Genomic DNA, 16,405 nt, shown 5'->3' with positions numbered 1-16,405 from the left:
ATTATTCCGGTATAGCTCAGTTGGTAGAGCACCTGACTGTTAATCAGGGCGTCGTCAGTTCGAGTCTGACTACCGGAGTTAGTGAGGTGTTGATGGTTGGGTCAGCATCTCTTCTTTTATGCCAACTTAGCTCAGCTGGTAGAGCATCTCCCTCGTAAAGAGAAGGTCGGAGGTTCGACTCCTCTAGTTGGCACTACTTAACACTTATAAAGTGTGATAAACCTTGATTTTTCAGCGTTTTTACTCTGAGGATCAAGGTTTATTTTTGTTTGTTTTTAAATCAATGCACAGAAAAATGCACACCATTTTAACTGTGTGCATTATCGTGTTCAGGAAAATCGTCAAAACCTAGGTGTAGCAGGCGTTCAGGCCTGTTTTTTTGTGTGCACATCCCCCGGGAGCGGCTTATCGGATCAGTTTTAAGATTGCTGCCGAGATTTCTTCGGCCCGCTTGCCATCCATTTGGAGGAGCTTGTTAACAAGTTGGACGGTTTGGGGTAAGTAATTGCTTTTATAAGTGCTGATTTCATGTTTAATTTGAGTAATGTCGTCTAATTGCAAGTCAATTAATTCACTTAAACTTAAATCCAATGCTGCGGCAATACTATTTAAACGTTGAATAGTAATGTTTTCCCGTTGCTCTGTTTCGATTTGTGAAATGAAGGTAATTGATAAATTACTACGTTCAGCTAATTCTTCTTGGGTTAGATTTAACTGTTTGCGCCGACTGCGGATTTTACGGCCAATATTTAATTCGTTCATGATCTAATTTACTCCTAATTAGTGTTTAGGACTAGATTAGATAGTTTTCCACTATGGTTTTAATGAACTATAGTTAAAGTTTTTGATTAACACCCTTGTATATTAACTATAGTTTAATAAGGTGGTAAACTATAGTCAGAAAACGTTACCATATGATTCAAGAAATGGGTGCCACAACCAAAATCGCGGCACTCACCCCCAAAGGCATTGAACAAGTTACTGACGAACTAGACTTTGATCACTTTAGTCAATCAGAGCAAGAAGTCTTAGAAGAACTTTGCAAGTTCATTCAAGTTACTCTTGCCTAAAGAATTTCTTACAATCATTTTCAAACTTTTGTCACAACTGTAAGCGCTATAGTTTATAATGATGGTGTGAGCATCTGATAACCAGCCCACTTCATCTTCTCTCTCAATAAAGGAGGTACTTACCATGAACAAGAACATTAAAACTGATCTCTTAGTCGCAACCACTGCCGTTGCCGGTGTCTCTTTAGTTGGTGCTTTGGCTCCTAGTCAGGCGCAGGCGGATGAAGTGGCGCCTCAAACGACTCAAGCAACTACCCAACAAACGGCGGATCAACAAGCTCAAGCCAAGGTGGACAAAGCCCAAGCGGACTTAAATAATGCCAACACGGCGCTACAACAAGCGCAAGCCGGAGTTAATGATGCACAGGCTAATGTGAACGAAGCTCAAAGCGACTTGCAAGACCAACAAGCTAAGGTTAATACGGCCCAACAAGGAGTTGATCAAGCGCAAGCTAACGTTAATACGGCTCAAGACAAGGTAACCAGTGCCGAAAACATTGATGCTTCACCAGCGGCCCAAGAAAAGGCGCAACAAGCGGTTACGGACCAAACTAACAAGGTGGCTCAAGACGATCAAGCAATTCAAGCCGCGCAAGCGGACCAAACCGCGGTCCAACAAAAAGTGGATCAAGCGCAACAAGCGGTTAACCAAGCCCAAAACAATGTGGACACTAAGACTGCAAATGTAGCTACGGCTCAAAAGAATGTCGATCAAGCTAAGGACGCTTTAGACAACGATGGTTTAGCAGCAGCCCAACAAGCGGTTACGGACGCGCAAAACCAAGTAAACAAGGACCAGCAAGCTGTTAAGGATGGTACCTCAGCAGTTAACAAGGCTACGTCAGACCAACAAAACGCGCAAACTAATCTTACTAATAAGCAAAAAGCATCTAACGATGCTCAACAAGCGTTAACGCAAGCCAAGAATGACGCCTCCGCAAAGCAAGCCACGGCTGATCAAACGGCGAAAGCCAAAACCGATGCGCAAAACGCGGTAAATGCTACACAAGGCCAAATTAAGGCTGTGCAAGATCAATTAAATGGACAGGTGGAAAACGCTTTAGTAATTCCGCAAGCAGCGATTGATGCATATAACGATTTCCTGAATGCTCGTCAGGCATATTTCATCAATGGCAACAATGATGAATCTAAGAAAGCAACTTATGAAGAAGCTACAAAAAAGATGCGCCAAGAACTACTAAAGGCATTTGATCTAAATTCATATAACTCCAATAAGTATGATCAAACACGTCAAGTAAACATCAATTCGTTATCACAAAGTGACCAGGAAGAACTTTCTGCTTTTGCAGCAGATTTAATTAATAAAGCACGTAAAGCTTGGGGGTCATACGAAACTTCAGGGGGAATGGTCCCTACCGTTGGTGTAACTAAGATGGCTAAAGAAATTTCTGATGGATATCGGAGTGATGGCTGGACTATTGGGGAGAACGGGCACGATGTTCCTCAAATTACGAAAGCGGCTGGTGAACGAGGGCTTAATGATGCGAATAACTATTACGAAAACGCAAGCCAAGGTTGGCTAGTATGGGATAACTCCAAAGGTGTTACCAATATGGATGCAGTAAAGAAAGATATTTTTAATTCGCTTGCTGCTATGATCTTCGATGATGGAAAATCAAATAATGGACACATGGAAGCGTTGCTAGGGATTGACGTCGATCAATTAAGTTTAGAAAAGCTTCCGCAAGAACAAAGAGTAACATATTTTGGATTTGGTATTAATTCGGCAACCCCCGATTCGGACACTGAAGTAGCTCACTTTATTCAAGTTGCCAATTTGCCTCAGTATATTCGGGATACCGCTAAGTTTAAGAGTTCCGAAGGTACTACTCCTGTATCGTATGTAGACCCAGCAGTAGCATTGAAGAACAAGTTAACTGAGTTAAACACGACGTTAGCTACGCAAAACGATGCCTTAACGAAGGCAATGAACGCTGACGCTTTGGCACAAGGTGAATTGACTACGGCCAAGGCAACGTTGGATACGGCACAAAAGGCGGCTGACCAAGCGCAAGAAGCAGTGACGGCAGCTCAAAAGGCTTTAGATGGTACTACTAACGCTTTGACGCAAGCCCAAACTAGTTTGGCGAATGCCAAGAAGCAGTTGGCAGATGACCAAGCTTCCTTAGCGCAAAAGCAAGCCACTCTGGCCACGTACAAGCAAGGTAACGAAGAAAAGCTTGCTAACTTGGAAAAGGCCCAGGGAATTCTTAAAGACGCTCAAACGGCCTTACAAGCCGCTCAAAATGAATTGGCAAAATCTCAACAAGCATTGAACGATGCTAAGCAAGCTTTGAGTGCTAAGCAAAAAGATGTTGCCGATGCCCAGAACCAAAAGCAAGCTGACGAAGCTAAGTTAACGCAACTGAAGAACCAGTTGAGTGACATTCAAAATGCTCCACAAGTCTTGGCCCAAGCTAAGGTAGCTCTTGATCAAGCTAACCAAGCATTAGCTGTTGCCAAGGAGCAACTCGCTAAGGAAACGAAGGCGTTAACTCCTCTGCAAGAAGCAGTTGAAACAGCGAAGGCTGAACTGGCGGACGCTGAAAGCTTCTTGAAGGCTGCGCAAGCTCAACAAGCTGACGCACAAGCAAGCTTGGACGCCGCTAAAGCTGCCCAAGAAGCCTTGTTGCAAAAAGAAGCCCTGCAAAAAGCATTAGCAGAGCAACAAGCGAAGTTAGCAGCGCAAAAGGAAGCTCAAGCTAATGGCTACCAAGTCCAAGGGGACAAGGTGGTTGACAGTGAAGGTAAGCCAGTTGCTGGTTGGAAGGTTGCAGCCAACGGCATGCTGCTTGCGCCGAACGGGGCAGTTGTAGCGCCGGCTAAGGCTAACAAGCAAAATGTTACCTCAACCCAACAAATGGCCTTGAAGACGCCGCAAACGCGGGCAGAGTACAAGGCTCAACAAGCGCAAGCCAACAAGTTGCCACAAACTGGTAACGAAGAAGCGGCCGCTTTAGGACTGCTGGGCTTGGCAGGAATTTTATTCTCAATGCTTGGTTTAAAACGCAAAGAAAACAAAATTTAACTAATTGTCTTAAAGCAGAATATTAACTTTACCTCCAAAGCTTAGATGATAGCTTTGGAGGTTTTTGAATTTAACATGCCTAAACCGCTTCTGAGTTTAGCGAGTTATTTCAAAAAAGCGTTTTTGTAACCTCGTCCTATTACTTCCCCAACGGATCTCGTGATTTGGCGTTTTTACAGCACACTTTATATTGGGTAGCTTGGAAATTCAGCAATGTTTAAGATAATCTGATTTTATACATTCTTAAATTAAAATCAACCTTTAAAAGGCTTCTTTCAAATAACAGATTTTATTTATCTGGCTAATTTACAGTGGTTTTGGTATGTCGAAAATAGGAAGCGATTTAACGAGTTACTTCAAAAATATGCCGACTCCGCGAGTTTGCACCTTAACGCGCCCAAGCAATTCAGCGATTTTTAGGTTTTACCAGTTTCGTATTTTTACTCCGCACGTTTTTGCATTAATTTAGTAATAATGGCTGACTTGGGAATAAAGATGATGCTGCTGCATAGCCGTTTCATAAGACTGGGTTTGCCTTCTAAACTATATTTTGTGAAAGCATCTCTATACCGGTTATTGCTAGTTGCTTTGTCAACGTTCTAACAACTTGTCGAATTAAAAATTACGTCCTTGAGTTTACATTGCCACGTTTTCAATAGGTTTCTTGATTTTCACTTTTATTTGATTTTTTATTTCTAGCGCATGTTTTGTATGATGGATTTATAACCTATATATAAATACTTAATTTATAACAAAAGTGATAGAAACGACGTTCGACATCATTGCTATCACTTTTTAATTATTCTTTTTAAACGTTAGTGATAAAAGACTTGGCCATCCAGAAGCTCAAAAAGCTCGATCTTTATAGCGGTCCAAAAGGTTGAATATCCTTCCCTCTCCATATTAATTTTGCTCCTGAAATAAAACAATTTTTGATTATCTTCTAATTTCAAGTCATAAGGATCGAAATTATTTAGTTTGAATTTTTTAATGTTATATTCAATCACTTCCTCTTTTGATAATGTCTCGACAGCACAAAAATTATTATCTATTATAAAATTAGAGTAGCATTTCCTTAGAATAAGTTGATCTAAAGAAAATTTATTTACACGCTTGTTATAAAGTTTTGAAATGATGGAATAAAATCTTTTATGTTTTAGGTTTTCAAAAGAGTATTCAGAGTCAAAATCAGTTAAAGCACTTAAATCAATCAAAGCATCTAACATGAATTTTTTGATGGATTGGTTATTTGGAATCAAAAGAGTGGTAAAATCATTTTCCTTTTCTAAAAAAAGATATGATAAAGATCTTCTTAATGGCTGAGAAGAAATTTTCTTTTTGTCGTAAAACAACGTCGAAAGTTTTGTATCATCAAATTCTTTATAATTAACAAATGGGTATTTGTTGAAGGTGCTGGCTAAATTGGAAAGCTTCTTATTATCATTTCCGATTGTTTTTTTAATTCGGTTTATCACAAAGAGATATGAGATATCTGCGACCATATCTAAATCCTTTGGATAGCGCTACCCGAGTCCTTTCACTTTTATAGTAGTCATGACTTACTTTAAGGGTAGCGCCTTTTTTGACAGCCATGGGGATCGCTCAAGAAAGCAAAAAATGCGACTTTTGATAACGGCAAAAAGTGTCAACCCCCTAAAAATAAGTCAAAAAAACGGACGGATTTTGGGGGGTTATAGCCTCCTTATTTTTCGACTACGATATAACCATCAGCTGGCCAGCCGATACAAAAAACACATTTGCTTTATAGAAGGGAAGAGGAAGTCATGGCAGAAGAAAAAAATCAAGTTCCAGTAAGTGCTAGCACTTTCGCGGATGCACCAGTCAGTCGCTTGGCACCGATTCAAGCAGCGCTGCAGCTACCTTTAGTTCAAGCGATTGGGACGGTTTTTAAATTGGAAGCCGGGGAAACGGAAATTGTCACTGATTACAGTGACCGCACAAAGAAGACAAAGAGGGCGGTTTACACTGTTCGGGTATTGTCACAAAAGGTAGCTTTACCCTTGGGGACGATCATCAAAGTTCGGATCAAGGACGCGGAATCAATTATTACTAAGGAGGATAATGAAAAATTGTTGATTGGGGCTGTGAAACCACCGATTGTGGCTTTTGACCGCTTGAATCATTGGTTTATGAACAATCAAGAAGGTTTAAACGCGTCAAACATTCGGATTCTTGACATTCCGGTGGAAAAGGCGATTCAGCTATGAAACGCCTTTGGTTTAATCCAGCTCGACCACTAGAAGGGAAAAGGGGGCAGTCAGAGCTTAGTACTTCCCAATTTCGAGCTGAAGTAGCGTTAACGTTAGCCTTCATTTTCGCCTTAGTATGCAGCTTCATCGTCATGTCGGTGAAACCGTTTTTTGTGGTGCCACTTTTTGGAGCGTGGTTTTATCGCTACTACCTGAAAGTGCACTTTATGTATCGTGGTGTGTATCTTGATTTGACGAAGTTGATCAACTCGGCTTCATTAGTCGATTACGACCCACGGCGAAGAGATACCTTTAATCGTCCCATCATCTTGCACAGTGTGATGATTGATTACCTAGAAGATGAAAACAAAATTCAGCTGGTAATCTATCCAAACGGTATTAAAAATAGTCGCGAAGTTTATAAACTGACCAAAAAGATAGGCGAAGTCTTTGGCTATCCTGCTTATATTGAAAAGGTAGCACCGGATAAAGTGACGTATGTAATGCCGAAGCGGTCGGGTAGGTTAAAAATTGATGACAAATTTTTTGACTAAAGAGCAACTAAGTTTGGAGCTTGGGGAAGATTTACGGATCGGTTTGCGCGGGAGTGCCGGGCTACTCATTGTGGGTCGTCCCGGGACAGGGAAGACGGTTCTGACTACTTTCTTGATGATGCAAGCGATGGCCAAATTGGGCGCGCGCGTCTATATCATTGACACTAAGCGCTCGGATCTAAGTCACTTTGATCGGTACTTGCGTCATGGTGACAAAAGGGTAGTGTCCTCTGCAGCGCAAACTGCGCGCTTGCTACGAGTTTTAAACGAAAACCTTAACAATCGATACAAAAATTTTAATAGCAAGTTCGGGTGGGATTGGGTGGATTATGGCTTGCGACCATGCTTGATTGTGATGGATGAAGTAGCCGCGACCATGGCGGAAGCGTCAAGTGGTGGTCCCAAACTAAAAAATGAAATTCAAAATTATACGCGGTCATTGATTTTAAAGGGGCGACAAGCAGGCATGTTCATGCTGCTATCGTCGCAACGTCTGTCAGCCGAAGTGATGGATCGGGATCAAACCTTACAACTGAGCACTCGGATTGTGATGGGCCAGGCAGATCGGGATACTTACCGCATGGCTTTTCCTACTGCGGATCTTGATGCTTTACCAACGATTCCAAATCAACCAGGGAACGGGTTAGTGTATAGCGATGAGTTAAATTCAAATTTTCCGCGACCGTTTCAAGCACCAGATTTAAGTGCGCTTGAAGTTGATAAACTGGTTGCGCGGTTAGACAAAAAAGCAGCTGGTTTTGCTTATGCTGATGAAGCCGGGTATTGGCAGTGGTAACGGTTTGCCAGCCGGTGGCCGGGGGAACCGGCCAAGCGGAGCGGCCGGAGCGTGAGCGACTGGCACCCCCGGATAGTAACACGGGGGCTATGAAATTGAAAAAGGAGGACGAAATGGACCTGATCGAAAAAGAAATGGATTTAATCCAAAAATCAGACTTAATTAAAAAAACATTTGTCAACATTGATCAAATTCGTTTCGTGTTACCATACCGAAATGAATGGATTGATTTGGTTGAAAAAATTTTTCAACTCGAAAAAATAATGGGGACCCCGGTAGAAATTACCCCTCAAAATGGGTATTCTCTGGCATATGGTTATGGCTTCCGGGAAACGACCGGATTGATTTCGGTCATGGTTAATCTGAAACGGAAAGATATGGGAATCTTGGTTAATTTCCCGGCCAAAGCCAAAAAAAGTTATGAAGTAGTAAGTGACTTGTTAAATTTGGAGGTTGACTGGTTTCAAATAATTCGGACCGTTTACCGGGATTTTCATGGGCACATTGCTCGACTGGACGTCAACGTGGATTTATTGGATTTTGGTTATTCCCCCCACAGCATCGCCCAACGACTGCAAGCTGATCAGATTGTTTTTACTGATAGCCGGAAGCATGTGGTCAAAAAAGAAAGTATGCGCGGAATTGGTGATTTTGTTGAAACTCAAACGATTGGCGTTGGTTCCCGAAGTAGTAATGCTTATCTAAGACTGTACGACAAGAAAAAAGAGCAGCAAGCCAAACGCGGACCGTACCTAACCCTTGCGCGCAAAACTAAAAATTGGCTGCGGATTGAAGGTGAGTTTAAGCATAAGTTAGCACGTGAAATTGGGCTGGCCATCGCGGATAGCGTTGGCGTGACCTACCGTCATTTAGTGTCCTTGTTGGTAACGCGCTGGTTGTTGATAGAAAAAGATAGTGGTAAGTTAACGCCAGAATGGGAAACGCTAGTAGCGTTGGCAAAAAATTTGACGATTTTTTCTTTAAGACCGTCCCCATCCCAAATCAGCGAGATTGTTGAAAAAAAGTTGGAGTGGTTACTACTAGGGGGACCAGCAGGAGTCTTTTACCTTTTCTGGTGTGGCTATGGCGACCAAGGGCTGGAGAAGTTGCTTAATTTTATGCGTGACTATATAAAGTACAGCAAAAAAGATGGCGGGTATAAACCATCGCCGAAGCTGGCAAAAGAAATTGCCGGGCTAAAGAAGATGAAAAAATTTCCAGATCTTGATGAGTTGCTTGAGCGATGGCACCAGTTGCTGGTTGATCGTGATCAGGATCGCAGACGTGTAGCTTATCGAGTTTATGAGTAAGGAGAGATTTAATGTTTGGCGAAGAAATCTTAAATGGCAAGCAACTATGCGAAGCCCTGGGGATCAGCACGACCATTCTTTCCGGACTGGTTAAAAATGGTCTGCCTTACCACCAGCTAACTGCTAATTCACGTAAGTACTATGATTTGGCAGAAGTAAAAGCGTGGTTGAAAGAAGCGGGTTATGCGCCGCACACCAAGTGGACAAAATGAACGCCGGAGGTTATCATGGAAGCACACTTAGGTTTTACGATTTCTTCCTATTAGATAGGAGAGATTGTAATGATTAAGAAGCAATTAACAGGAAAGCACAAGGGAATGTGGCTGGTTCGGATTCAACCGGTGGACAAAATCACGGGTAAAAGGATTAGCTGGCCGGTTCAGTATGCCAAAACCAAGCGGGAAGCGCAGGGCTTAGAGCAGAAGCTGTGGTTAGAGTTTGAAAACGGGGTTGATTTCTCGGATGCAAACGAAATTTTTGCGGATAGCTTTAGGCGTTACGTTGAAAATCGTTATCAAAGCGGCGTTTGGTCAAAAGTTACGTACCGGGATTGGCAGTATTCCGGGAAGGTTTTTGCAGAGTACTTTGGCATCCTCAAGGTTAAAGAGATTGATCAACGGGTAGTCCAAGGTTTTGCCCGTAAGTTTGTGGCTAAGCGGGAAGTTACTGTTAGCAAGCACAGCATGATTGCCCGGCGGTTGACGCACCTAAATCTTTATTTTAAGGATACGATTGGTAAGTCACCGGTCCCAAGGAACGCTCTGAAAAATTTCTTTCGGCAAAGTGAGTTTACCAAGCCAGTCAAGAGGTATCTCTTTACTGATCAAGAAATGGCGGAGTTAAAAGCTAAAATTTTGGCTGACCTAGCCAGGTTGCCAGTTCATTCATGGGTTACCCGGGTCGCAATTTTGGTTGCGATGGAAACGGGGATGCGAACTGGAGAAATTCAAGCCTTACGCTTTCAAAATTTGGTTGAAGAAGATGGCTACACCACCTTTAAGATTGATGATTCTTGGTCGGACTATGTAAATGGCTTAAATGGATCACTGAAATCCCGGCAACGTGGGGAATACCGGATTTGTTTGCCACTGAGTGCTGATCTGGTGCAAGTAATCGGGGAGTACTCAAAGAAGCAAGCGGAATTTGCAGCTGAGCGGCAACTGAGCAATCCAACGGGACTGATGTTTATCAACTTGCACAACTACAAAAAGGCCATGACTGGCATCCCGGTTAACCAACGCAGTTTAAACCAAATGTTGCAAAAATTATGCCAAGAGTTAGGCATTGAGAGTGGGGATGCCCAGTTATCGATGTACTCATTTCGGCATACCATTTGTACCAAGTTGGCTAACCAGCCAGGGATTTCATATCCGTGGGCTGCTGAGCGAATGGGGCATACCCTAGAAACCTTTATGGCGACCTATGTTGGGGTCGATCGAGATAAAAATCAGCAGATGATGGCAGCTTGGTTAGGCCAGTAGCCATGCACACAAAATGCACAGAGAAAAAGATTGAAGCAGTAAAAACGCGAATTTGCTGACTTGGTGGACCGTATCTCTGGCCCTCTAGTTGGCATCTTGTTTTAGAAGCCTTAGTTTATGCTAGGGCTTCTTTTTTTAGCGATCCAAGAAAGCGTTTACCTAGATATGCTAAAATTGGACTAACAACTGACGAAAGGGGATTTTGAGATGACAGACATTGAACAACGGGTTTTAAGCGGTGAACTTTACGACCCAAACGATCCGGCCATCTTGGCCCTCCAGACTCCAGCGATCCAAACTATGTACGAATATAATCAAACGCGCGCGGGTGATGAGCACCGGGCTACCTTGTTAAAGCAGATGTTAGCGGCTTGTGGGAAGGACTGCTACATTGAAGCGCCCTTTCATGCCAATTGGGGCGGCCGGCACGTCCATTTTGGCGATCAAATCTACGCCAACTTTAACCTGACGATGGTGGACGACGGGGAGATTTTTGTGGGTAGCCAAACAATGATCGGGCCCAACGTAACCTTGGCGACGGCGGGGCACCCGGTTCTCCCCGAATTACGTGCCAAGGGTTATCAATACAATCTGCCGATCCACATTGGCCAAAACTGCTGGTTGGGAGCTAACGTAACCGTCCTGCCTGGCGTGACGATTGGCGATAATACCGTGGTGGGAGCGGGGAGTGTCGTTACCAAAGATTTACCGGCGAATGTCGTGGCTGTGGGCAGTCCCTGCCGGGTGTTGCGTGCCATCGGCCCCAACGATCGGCGTGTTTATCGTCCTGGTCGGGTCATTCCGCCTGAATTGTTGGCAACCCTGGAGCAACCAAATTACTAAATTTTAAAAAGAACTGATTGGCAAAACCGGTAATCTATGGCATAATATTAATGTTGGTTTATGATTCCGGTATAGCTCAGTTGGTAGAGCACCTGACTGTTAATCAGGGCGTCGTCAGTTCGAGTCTGACTACCGGAGTAGTTGGGGGATATCACCTGTCGGTGGTATCCTTTTTTGTTTTCAGAAAGGGATTTGGGATGGAATTACAAATTGTCCAGGCCCGCCTCTGGGCCCTTAAGATGCCGCTTCTACACCCCTTTGCCAGTAGTGAAGGAACGGTTGCGACCAAAGATGCTTTGCTGTTGGAATTAACGGACCAGTCGGGGTGGCGGGGCTTTGGCGAGTGCTCGGCCTTTGCGACGCCTTTTTACACGGCTGAATTTCAAGCCGGGGCGGCTGCCTTTCTCCAACACTTGGTCCTCCCCCGCGTAGTCGGTCACGGTTATCATCACCCGGACGACTTTGATCAGCAAGTTGCCAACTGGCAGGGCAACCAGATGGCCAAGGCCGCGGTTAACTGCGCGCTCTGGGATTTATACGCCCAGCGCCAAAACCAACCCTTGGCGAAAGCCCTGGGTGGGGAGCGGGCGGCTGCGGAAGCCGGGATCTCGCTGGGGATTCAAGCCAGTCCAGCCGCCCTGGTGGAAAAAGTGGCCCAGGCCGTGGCTGCTGGGTACCGCCGGGTGAAGGTCAAAATCAAGCCGGGGCATGATTTAGCCGATTTGCGGGCCGTCCGCGCGGCCTTTCCAACTTTAATGTTAATGGCCGACGCCAATTCAGCCTACCAGCTCACGGATGCGGCCCATTTGCGGCAGTTGGATGAGCTGAAGCTGACGATGTTGGAGCAACCGCTGGCCCCCGGGGATCTAATTGAACACGCGGCCCTCCAGGCCCAGTTGCAGACCCCCGTGTGCCTGGACGAAAGCATCACCACCTTGGCCGATGTCAAAGCAATGGTGCAATTACAAGCGGGAAAGGTGATTAATTTAAAGGTCGCCCGGGTCGGCGGCCTGAGCGCTGCCAAGCAGATTCTCGCCTTTGCCCAGCAAGCCCAGCTTGATTGCTGGGTCGGCGGGATGCTTGATTCTGGGGTGGCCCGGGCGGCCAGCTTGGCGCTGGCAACGCTGCCGGGGATTACCCTGCCCAATGACTTATCAGCCTCGACCCGCTTTTATGCGACCGACATTATTGACCCACCATTGACCTTGCAAGGCAGCCAGATGTTGGTCCCTGCGGCGGCCGGACTAGGGGTGGAGATTAACTGGCCCTACTTCGCTCAAGTGGCGACGCTCTTGGGCGACTTTACCATGAACTGAAAAACACCGTCTCGGCCAGGGCCGGGGCGGTGTTTGTCCTAATCCATCATTTTGGCTAAAAATTCTTGGGTCCGGGGGTTGGTTGTTTCCTTGAAGATGTGGGTGGCCGTTCCGCTGTCGGCGATCTTGCCTTGATCCATAAAGAGGACCTGGTCGGCGACATCGCGGGCAAAGGCCATTTCGTGCGTGACGATAATCATTGTCATTCCATCGGCGGCCAACTTTTTCATGACCCCTAAGACTTCCCCCACCATTTCAGGGTCAAGGGCCGAGGTCGGTTCGTCAAAGAGCATGACTTCGGGCTTCATCGCCAAAGCCCGAGCAATCGCCACCCGTTGTTGCTGGCCCCCCGAAAGGGATTGCGGATAGGCATTAGCTTTGTTAGCCAGCCCGACTTCTTCCAACAATTGGTGGGCATGAGCTTCGATGGCCTTAGGGTCGTCAATCTTTAATTTTTTGGGCGCGAAGGTGATGTTTTCCAGCACCGTCATGTGCGGGAATAAGTTGAACTGTTGGAAGACAAAGCCCATTTTTTGCCGCAGCTTTTGCAGCGTTTCCTTACTGGCGTGGTTGACTGGTTGGCCTTCAAAATTAACTTCGCCTGAATAGCCGCCTTCTAAGTGGATCAAGCACCGCAATAGGGTACTTTTCCCCCCTCCTGAGGGCCCAATTAAAGCGACCTTTTCGCCCTTTTGAACGGTAAAATTGATGTCATCTAAGACGGTATTGGTGCCAAAGGCCTTATGCAGGTGTTTGACTTCGATTACGTTAGTCATATACGCTGATGCCTCCTTTTAGTTCAGCCGGGTGTACTTGGCGCCCATTTTCTTTTCCATTAAAGCAAAGACCTGGGAAAGCACAAAGGTTAAGATAAAGTAGATTACGGCCGATACCAGCAGCGGTGGGATAAAGTTATACAAGGTGCCCCCCACGGCCAGGGCCTGGGCGGTGACTTCTTGGACCCCAATATAAAAGAGGACGGAAGATTCCTTGACCAAAGTAATAAATTCATTCCCTAACGCCGGTAAGACGTTGCGGAGGGCTTGGGGCAGGACAATTGATTGCATTGTTTCACGTTCCGATAACCCCAAGGAGATCCCAGCTTCGGTTTGGCCGACGGGAATCGAGGTAATCCCAGCCCGGAAGATTTCGGCCACGTAAGCCCCCGAATTAATCCCGAGGGCAATCGAACCGGGGATGATCCGGTCTAACGACGAGCCTAAAAATTGAATCGTTGGCAGGTCTAAGCTCTTGGCCAGGGTGTAGTAAATCAGCATCACTTGAATCATTGAGGGGGTCCCCCGGACCACGGAAATGTAGATCCGGCCAATGGCAGAAATCACTTTTACCTTTGAAAGCCGCATCATGACAAATAACAGGCCGAGCAGAATCCCAATGACGCTGCCGATTACGGTAATTAAAATGGTCAGGGCCGTCCCCTCTAAAAACATTGGATAGTATTGGACTAAATCACTCATCGCAAGTTCCTTTCTTGGTGTGAAAAAGCTTTTCTCTGCCGCCGCGGGAGAGAAAAGCTTGCGGATTATTTTTGTTCCAGTTGTAAGTCTTGGGCCTTTTGCATGAACTTATCCAAGTCGCCGTTCTTTTGGAGCTTGGTGATGGACTTGTTCAGCTGCTTCTTTAAAGCGGGACTGTTCTTCCGTACCGCGATGCTGACCGGGGCATCGGAAGCTGGCGTCTTTAGCTTAACTTGGGCAATTTCGTATTGCCCGGGGTTGCTCTTGATGACGTTGTCGGCAACGACCTTTTCCGCAATGACCCCGCTCAAGGTGCCCGTCTTGACTTCATTGGTTAAGTTCGTAAAGTTGGCTTCGGTGACCAAGTTGGCCGCAGCTAATTGCTTTTTACCAATCTTTTCTTGGGTCGTAGATTGTTGCGCCCCAACGGCTTTGCCCTTTAAGCTGGCCACAGTGTTGTATTTGGCTGCTTCGCCCTTCTTAACGAGCAAGACGTTGGAATTCTTGTAGTAGGACTTGGTAAAGTCAACGGCCTTCTTCCGTTGGTCAGTGGAGACCATCCCGGCCATTACAATATCCACCTTTTTATCTTGCAGTTCGGAGATTAAGGATGGGAAGGCGGTGTTCACGACTTTTAATTTAACGCCCATGTCTTTAGCGATTTGTTGGGCAATCAGAATATCGTAGCCGACAATTTGTTTCTTACCGTCTTTCATGGTTGTAAATTCAAACGGTGGGTAGTCGGCCGATGTCCCCAAGACCAACTCTTTTTTATCTTGGATTTGCTTGAGACTTTGGTCGCTGCTGGACTTACCGCAACCGGTTAAGATTAAACTCCCTAAGAAGGCCACTGAAGCCACCGCAAGTAATTTTTTAATGGTTGTTTTTTTCATGATGATAAACTCCTTTTTCTTTCTTTCAGTTCAACGCGCTATTTGAGGAATCGTCGTCGGCTGATGGGAAGCCAAGGAGTGGAGGGTGGAATTAACATGTTCGCCACCTACTTTCATAAAGGTTGAATAATTCCTGCTATTTATGAATAAAATATCAAAGATTGGTAATTATTATGCATTAAAATTAAAAGCTTGTAAAGCGGAAACGGTCAATCTGATTTTAAATTAAGCGTCCCGGCGTTTTTTAAGCGCTTTTAATTAACTATCGAAAGCCTAGGTGATATTTTTGTTATAGAAATTAAGTTTTCGGGCATTCATGTTTTAGCGGGATGGGGAAGGAATGGCGGCAAAAGAAAAAGGACTGGCGGAAAGTTACTTCCGGGCAGTCCGAGGGGTTAAGCAGATTTAAATTGTCGGGCAGTCTCCGCCAGGTGGACCTGGTGCGTGACGAATTCATGGGTTGGACAAACAAAGCCGTGGTCCCGGGCTAATCGGGCAATGTAGCCGTTAATGTAGTCGACTTCGGTCGGGCGATTCGCGGCAAAGTCTTGGTACATTGACGGATAATGATACTGGTAGGCTTTGGAAACCGTAATGACTGATTCGGTCATGGCCTGGCGGGATTCCAGCAGATAGATGCCGGCCCGTTCACAAGCGTCATACGCTTCATCAAAGAGCTGCCGGGCCATCTCCCGGACCCCTTCGTAAGCAATAAATTGGCCCATTTGCAGCTCAAACATTGTGCAGAGGGTGTTGCAAACCGCGTTGAAGACGACTTTTGACAAACACATGCCTTGCCAATCTTCAGCCCAGACCGGCCCTAGCTGTGCTGCCGCAAAGTCATGCGCAACGGCCTGACTGCGTTTATCCGGTGCGACGCGATTGTAACGCGCCATGTGCATGACCTCGGTGCCGGCGGCCCCCATAAAATCAACGTTAGCCGGGCCATTCAGCCGGGTGGCGATCATCGCGGTGCCGCACAAGATCCGGTCCGCTGAAAAATATTGGTTGATTTTTTCAAAGTGGCCCATTCCGTTCATTGCGGAAAAGGCAATTTGATCGGGGGTAAATAAGCCAGCTGCCGCATCGCGGGCTAATTCTTCTTCCAGTTGCATTTGCTTTTTGAAAATAATCCAGACGTCGGGATGGCCCTGGTATTCTTCGGGGGAATAGATGTTAATCGGGACCAAGTGTTGATTTTGGTGATCCCGGGCGACCAAGACGCCCCCTTGGTGGCGAACTTGGGTTAGGGCGGGTTCCCAGGTCTCAATAAAGTCTACTTTACAACCCGCGTTTTCTTGCAACATGATCCCATAACGGTAGCCCATTGCGCCAGCCCCAATAATTCCGTATTTCATATGTTAGCTTCCTTCCTTTACCTGATGAGCTGAAAATATGTATCACG

16 protein-coding genes and 3 tRNA genes are annotated in these 16,405 nt (G+C 45.6%); 13 read left to right on the top strand and 6 right to left on the bottom strand.

Features of this window, described 5'->3' with window-relative positions:
- Positions 1-5 precede the first annotated feature (5 nt).
- Positions 6-78, top strand: a tRNA-Asn gene (locus BN54_RS05785).
- Positions 79-120: 42 nt separating this feature from the next.
- Positions 121-193 (top strand) — tRNA-Thr (locus BN54_RS05780).
- 212 nt (positions 194-405) lie between these two features.
- Here BN54_RS05780 and BN54_RS05775 read toward each other — a convergent pair.
- Positions 406-762: a helix-turn-helix domain-containing protein gene (locus tag BN54_RS05775; protein WP_019206225.1), complete on the bottom strand. Its 357-nt coding sequence runs from the start codon at positions 760-762 to the stop codon at positions 406-408.
- Positions 763-914: 152 nt separating this feature from the next.
- On the opposite strand from BN54_RS05775, the gene BN54_RS10235 reads away from it, so the two are divergent.
- The gene (locus tag BN54_RS10235) at positions 915-1,070 is read left to right on the top strand and encodes a hypothetical protein (RefSeq protein WP_019206224.1); all 156 of its coding nucleotides are present in this window, start codon (positions 915-917) and stop codon (positions 1,068-1,070) included.
- Positions 1,071-1,194: 124 nt separating this feature from the next.
- A complete protein-coding gene (locus tag BN54_RS05770) occupies positions 1,195-4,119 on the top strand; it encodes an SEC10/PgrA surface exclusion domain-containing protein (RefSeq protein WP_019206223.1) in 2,925 nt (974 codons plus the stop codon).
- Between the two features lie 815 nt (positions 4,120-4,934).
- On the opposite strand, the gene BN54_RS05765 is transcribed toward BN54_RS05770, so the two are convergent.
- On the bottom strand, positions 4,935-5,621 hold the full coding sequence (locus tag BN54_RS05765) for a hypothetical protein (RefSeq protein WP_019206222.1): 687 nt from the start codon (positions 5,619-5,621) through the stop codon (positions 4,935-4,937).
- Between the two features lie 282 nt (positions 5,622-5,903).
- Here BN54_RS05765 and BN54_RS05760 point away from each other — a divergent pair, with 282 nt between their 5' ends.
- From BN54_RS05760 to menC, 9 genes are all read left to right on the top strand, one after another.
- Positions 5,904-6,347 carry a hypothetical protein gene (locus BN54_RS05760; protein ID WP_019206221.1) on the top strand — a complete coding sequence of 148 codons (444 nt, stop codon included), beginning with the start codon at positions 5,904-5,906 and terminating at the stop codon, positions 6,345-6,347.
- The gene (locus BN54_RS05755) at positions 6,344-6,883 is read left to right on the top strand and encodes a hypothetical protein (protein WP_019206220.1); all 540 of its coding nucleotides are present in this window, start codon (positions 6,344-6,346) and stop codon (positions 6,881-6,883) included. The genes BN54_RS05760 and BN54_RS05755 overlap by 4 nt, the downstream gene beginning before the upstream one ends.
- Complete coding sequence (locus BN54_RS05750; RefSeq protein ID WP_040469753.1) at positions 6,864-7,679, top strand: type IV secretory system conjugative DNA transfer family protein; 816 nt, start codon at positions 6,864-6,866, stop codon at positions 7,677-7,679. The genes BN54_RS05755 and BN54_RS05750 overlap by 20 nt, the downstream gene beginning before the upstream one ends.
- Positions 7,673-8,989 carry a replication initiation factor domain-containing protein gene (locus tag BN54_RS09835; RefSeq protein WP_235720481.1) on the top strand — a complete coding sequence of 439 codons (1,317 nt, stop codon included), beginning with the start codon at positions 7,673-7,675 and terminating at the stop codon, positions 8,987-8,989. The genes BN54_RS05750 and BN54_RS09835 overlap by 7 nt, the downstream gene beginning before the upstream one ends.
- Positions 8,990-9,000: 11 nt before the next feature.
- Complete coding sequence (locus BN54_RS05740) at positions 9,001-9,201, top strand: periplasmic substrate-binding domain-containing protein (protein ID WP_019206217.1); 201 nt, start codon at positions 9,001-9,003, stop codon at positions 9,199-9,201.
- A gap of 69 nt (positions 9,202-9,270) precedes the next feature.
- The gene (locus BN54_RS05735; RefSeq protein WP_019206216.1) at positions 9,271-10,470 is read left to right on the top strand and encodes a tyrosine-type recombinase/integrase; all 1,200 of its coding nucleotides are present in this window, start codon (positions 9,271-9,273) and stop codon (positions 10,468-10,470) included.
- A gap of 207 nt (positions 10,471-10,677) precedes the next feature.
- Entirely contained in the window at positions 10,678-11,313 is a 636-nt protein-coding gene (locus BN54_RS05730) for a sugar O-acetyltransferase (RefSeq protein WP_019206215.1), read from the top strand.
- Positions 11,314-11,378: 65 nt separating this feature from the next.
- A tRNA-Asn gene (locus BN54_RS05725) sits at positions 11,379-11,451 on the top strand.
- A gap of 59 nt (positions 11,452-11,510) precedes the next feature.
- On the top strand, positions 11,511-12,629 hold the full coding sequence (menC, locus tag BN54_RS05720; RefSeq protein WP_019206214.1) for an o-succinylbenzoate synthase: 1,119 nt from the start codon (positions 11,511-11,513) through the stop codon (positions 12,627-12,629).
- A gap of 38 nt (positions 12,630-12,667) precedes the next feature.
- Here the strand turns inward: menC and BN54_RS05715 are convergent, their stop codons facing one another.
- The 4 genes from BN54_RS05715 to BN54_RS05700 form a co-directional block, all read right to left on the bottom strand.
- Positions 12,668-13,405, bottom strand: a complete 738-nt coding sequence (locus BN54_RS05715; protein WP_019206213.1) for an amino acid ABC transporter ATP-binding protein — start codon at positions 13,403-13,405, stop codon at positions 12,668-12,670.
- Positions 13,406-13,423: 18 nt separating this feature from the next.
- On the bottom strand, positions 13,424-14,107 hold the full coding sequence (locus tag BN54_RS05710) for an amino acid ABC transporter permease (RefSeq protein WP_019206212.1): 684 nt from the start codon (positions 14,105-14,107) through the stop codon (positions 13,424-13,426).
- A gap of 65 nt (positions 14,108-14,172) precedes the next feature.
- Positions 14,173-15,000, bottom strand: a complete 828-nt coding sequence (locus BN54_RS05705) for a transporter substrate-binding domain-containing protein (RefSeq protein WP_019206211.1) — start codon at positions 14,998-15,000, stop codon at positions 14,173-14,175.
- 395 nt (positions 15,001-15,395) lie between these two features.
- Positions 15,396-16,358 (bottom strand): ketopantoate reductase family protein, encoded by a 963-nt coding sequence (locus tag BN54_RS05700; protein ID WP_019206210.1) that lies wholly within the window; start codon positions 16,356-16,358, stop codon positions 15,396-15,398.
- Between the last annotated feature and the right edge of the window lie 47 nt (positions 16,359-16,405).

This window comes from Limosilactobacillus ingluviei str. Autruche 4 (assembly GCF_000312405.1).
In the GTDB taxonomy this organism is placed as follows: Bacteria; Bacillota; Bacilli; order Lactobacillales; family Lactobacillaceae; genus Limosilactobacillus; species Limosilactobacillus ingluviei.
This window is presented reverse-complemented; position numbering and strand designations above follow the sequence as displayed.